Raw genomic sequence first — 3,622 nt, 5'->3', positions numbered from 1 at the left:
AGGCCGTCGCGGCGCTGGTCCCTGGGCTGGCCGGTGCCATGCTCGACGTGCCGTTCCTCACCGGGTTCCGGCGGGCCACCGAGATCGTGGACACGATGCCGTACGGCGAGATCACCAAGTTCCTCTCGATCCATCGTGGCCACGAGGACCAGGTGTTCCGCACGCTCTCGTACTTCGACGGGACGAACTTCGCTTCGCGTTGCACTGCGCCGGCGCTGTACAGCGTGGCGATGATGGACACCACCTGCCCACCGTCGACGGTGTTCGCGGCCTACAACTATTACGCGGGCCCGAAGGAGATCCGGATCTGGAACTACAACAAGCACGAAGGCGGGCAGACGTTCCAGACGCGCGAGCGGTTGCACTGGCTCCGCGAGCTGCTCAAGCAAGACACCCCATGATCATGAACAGTAACCGTGTAAATAGCACGGTTACTGTTCATGATCATGGGGGCGTGACGAAGGTGAGAGGGAGGTATGCGTGAGCCAGATCAAGGAGTCTCAGCGCGTCCCGCGGAGTCCGCAGCTGCGGGAGACCGGGGTCATGGCCATCCTGCGGGCAGGCTCCGCGGACCGGTTCGGTGACATCGCCCAGGTGCTGGTCGACGCGGGCGTCACATGCCTGGAGATCACGCTGACCTCACCGGGCGCGCTGGGAGCGATCAGAGCGGTGCGGGCGCAGCTGCCGGACTCGGTGGACGTCGGTGCCGGGACTGTGACGACCGCCGATGAGGTCCACGCGGTGATCGATGCGGGCGCCGGCTTCGTGGTGTCCCCGTCGGCCGAACTCGATGTTGTGGCCGCGGCGACAGAGGCCGGGATCGCGTCGTACCCGGGCGCATTCAGTCCCACCGAGATCCTCGCGGCATGGCGGGCCGGCGCCAGCGCGGTCAAGGTCTTCCCCGCGGCGACGCTGGGGCCGTCGTTCTTCAAGGACGTCGCCGGGCCGTTTCCGGACATCCCGCTCATGCCGACCGGGGGAGTGGGCCTGGACACGATCGGCGACTGGATCAGGGCCGGAGCCATCGGCGTCGGACTCGGCAGCCCGCTGCTGGGCGACGCGGCCGCGGGCGGTGACCTTGAGGCGTTGGCGGGCCGGGCGCAGCGTGCGCTGGAGGAGGTCCGCGCCGCCCGGCAAGCCGGCGGCTGACCGGTCTACCTTGATACCGAGAGTCCACTTCGATACCAAGGCCCGACCTCGATACCAAGACGGTCGCTCTAGGTAGCGATTCGGGCTCCACGGTGACCCTGGCGGTATCGAGGTCAGATGTGGGGGATCGACGCTTGCGCCCGCGATGCTAGTGTTCCAATAGTAATAACAATGTTTGAGCTATTTGAACGGGAACTCTCTGATGGATGTCCTCTCGGCCCTTAGCGCCAGACGCCTCGTCCCTGTTGTCGTGCTCGACGACGCGGCCCATGCCGACCAGCTGGCCGGTGCCCTCGTGGAAGGGGGCCTTCCCGTAGCCGAGGTGACGTTCCGGACGTCGGCCGCCGAAGAGGCTATCCGTGCGATTGCCGACCGTGGCGACATGCTGGTCGGTGCCGGCACAGTCCTGACGCCGCAGCAGGTGGACAAGGCCGTGGCCGCCGGTGCGTCGTACGTGGTGTCGCCCGGCCTGAGCCGCGCCGTCGTCGAGCGCTGTGGTGAGCACGGCGTGCTTGCACTGCCGGGTGCCGTCACCGCCACCGAGATCCAGGCGGCGCTGGAGCTGGGCATCACCACGGTGAAGTTCTTCCCGGCCGGCACGTCCGGTGGGGCCGCGGCGGTCAAGGCGCTGGCCGCGCCGTTCGGCGACGTGAGCTTCGTCCCCACCGGCGGAGTCAGCGCGAGCAACCTGAAGGACTACCTGTCCATCCCTGCCGTCGCAGCCGTCGGTGGCTCATGGATGGTTCCGCGCGACCGCATCAAGGACGGCGACTTCGGCGCCATCGCGGAGCTGACCGCTGACGCCGTGGCGCTTGCCGCGGCGTCATGATGGGCCCGGCGTCGTGATGGGCCCGAGCGTCGTGATGGACCTGCGGATCCGCCATGGCCGTTGACCGCTTGCTTCGGACGACAAGAGCATGCGTTGTGGTCATGCGAGCAGCCGCGTTGTCGTGACATGAGCGGGCCATCGAGCCGGAAACCCCGGCATCGATGACGGATCCGCGCTGATACCGATATCTACCCGCACCCGACCTCGAGACGAAGGAGTCGACCCATGGCAGACCTCGCGATCCGACCCGCCGACGAGTGCCGCTACGATGCGGTGTCCCTCGGTGAGGTGATGTTGCGCATGGACCCCGGCGAGGGGCGTATCCGCACCGCGCGCAATTTCCGGGTGTGGGAGGGCGGCGGCGAGTACAACGTGACCCGGGGCCTGCGGCGCGCCTTCGGTCTGCGCGGCGCGGTCGTCACCGCGCTGGCTGACAACGAGGTCGGCCGCCTGGTCGAGGATTTCATCCTCACCGGTGGCCTGGACACCCAGTTCATCCAGTGGGTTCCCTACGACGGCATCGGCCGTGGTGTGCGCAACGGACTGAACTTCACCGAGCGCGGCTTCGGCGTGCGCGGCGCCGTCGGGGTGTCGGACCGCGGCCACACGGCCGCGGCGGCCATGAAGCCCGGCGACATCGACTGGGACCACCTCTTCGGTGAGCTCGGCGTGCGCTGGCTGCACACCGGCGGCATCTTCGCGGCGCTCAGCGAGACCAGCGCGGACACTGTGGTCGAGGCGGTCACAGCGGCGAAGCGGCACGGCACCGTGGTGTCCTATGACTTGAACTACCGGCCCAGCCTCTGGAAGGCGATAGGCGGCCAGGACAAGGCGCGCGAGGTCAATCGCGAGATCGCGAAGCACATCGACGTGATGATCGGCAACGAGGAGGACTTCACCGCCAGCCTCGGATTCGAGGTGGAGGGGGTCGATGAGAACCTCACCTCGCTCGAAGTGGCCGGCTTCGCCGCCATGATCGAGAAGGCCGCGGCCGAGTACCCGAACTTCAAGGTCATCGGAACCACGCTGCGTACGGTCCGTTCGGCGAGCATCAACGACTGGGGCGCGCTGGCGTGGTCCAGCGACACCGGCGTCGTCCAGGCGACGCACCGTGAGCGCCTCGAGATCATGGACCGGGTCGGCGGCGGCGACTCGTTCGCCTCGGGCCTGATCTACGGCCTGCTCGACGGGCAGCCGCTGCGGACGGCCGTGGAGTACGGCGCCGCACACGGAGCGCTGGCGATGACCACCCCGGGTGACACGACAATGGTGACCAAGGCTGAGGTGTTGAAGCTCGCGGGTGGCGGAAGCGCCCGAGTTGACCGATGATGATGCGATGACCGGACACTTGGTGACCCTCGGCGAGACCATGGCGGTGTTCTCCGCCGCTCAGGTCGGGCCGCTGTCGAGCAATCGGGACATGCGGCTTTCGCTGGCCGGTGCCGAGTCGAACGTGGCGATCGGCGCCAGGCGGCTAGGTACGAGGGTGACCTGGATCAGCCGGCTGGGCGAGGACGGCTTCGGCGAGCTGATCCAGCGCGAGCTGCGCGCCGAGGGCGTCGGGGTGGCGGTCCGGGTGGACCCGACGAGGCCCACCGGGCTGATGGTCAAGGAACGGCCGAACGCGCTGCGTACCCACGTGCG

General features: G+C 68.1%; 5 protein-coding genes. All 5 read left to right on the top strand.

Translation table 11 applies throughout. The annotated features are described in order from the left end of the window. Window positions 1-401: acetylxylan esterase (locus tag ELR45_RS40345; protein WP_240759104.1), on the top strand; the 401-nt coding region annotated here is incomplete at its 5' end. A gap of 79 nt (window positions 402-480) precedes the next feature. Further along, window positions 481-1,149 (top strand): bifunctional 4-hydroxy-2-oxoglutarate aldolase/2-dehydro-3-deoxy-phosphogluconate aldolase, encoded by a 669-nt coding sequence (locus ELR45_RS02875; RefSeq protein WP_205855742.1) that lies wholly within the window; start codon window positions 481-483, stop codon window positions 1,147-1,149. 202 nt (window positions 1,150-1,351) lie between these two features. Continuing rightward, window positions 1,352-1,978, top strand: a complete 627-nt coding sequence (locus ELR45_RS02870; RefSeq protein ID WP_129663233.1) for a bifunctional 4-hydroxy-2-oxoglutarate aldolase/2-dehydro-3-deoxy-phosphogluconate aldolase — start codon at window positions 1,352-1,354, stop codon at window positions 1,976-1,978. 225 nt (window positions 1,979-2,203) lie between these two features. Next, complete coding sequence (locus ELR45_RS02865; RefSeq protein WP_129663231.1) at window positions 2,204-3,307, top strand: sugar kinase; 1,104 nt, start codon at window positions 2,204-2,206, stop codon at window positions 3,305-3,307. 7 nt (window positions 3,308-3,314) lie between these two features. After that, window positions 3,315-3,622: PfkB family carbohydrate kinase (locus ELR45_RS36575; RefSeq protein ID WP_240759101.1), on the top strand; the 308-nt coding region annotated here is incomplete at its 3' end.

Origin of the sequence: Phytoactinopolyspora endophytica, assembly GCF_004138495.1 — a bacterium.
GTDB lineage: Bacteria > Actinomycetota > Actinomycetes > Jiangellales > Jiangellaceae > Phytoactinopolyspora > Phytoactinopolyspora endophytica.
This window is presented reverse-complemented; position numbering and strand designations above follow the sequence as displayed.

Excerpts from the sequence above, each read along its gene's own strand:
- ELR45_RS02870 (WP_129663233.1), top strand. The coding sequence starts at position 1,352 with ATGGATGTCCTCTCGGCCCTTAGCGCCAGACGCCTCGTCCCTGTTGTC.
- ELR45_RS02865 (WP_129663231.1), top strand. The coding sequence starts at position 2,204 with ATGGCAGACCTCGCGATCCGACCCGCCGACGAGTGCCGCTACGATGCG.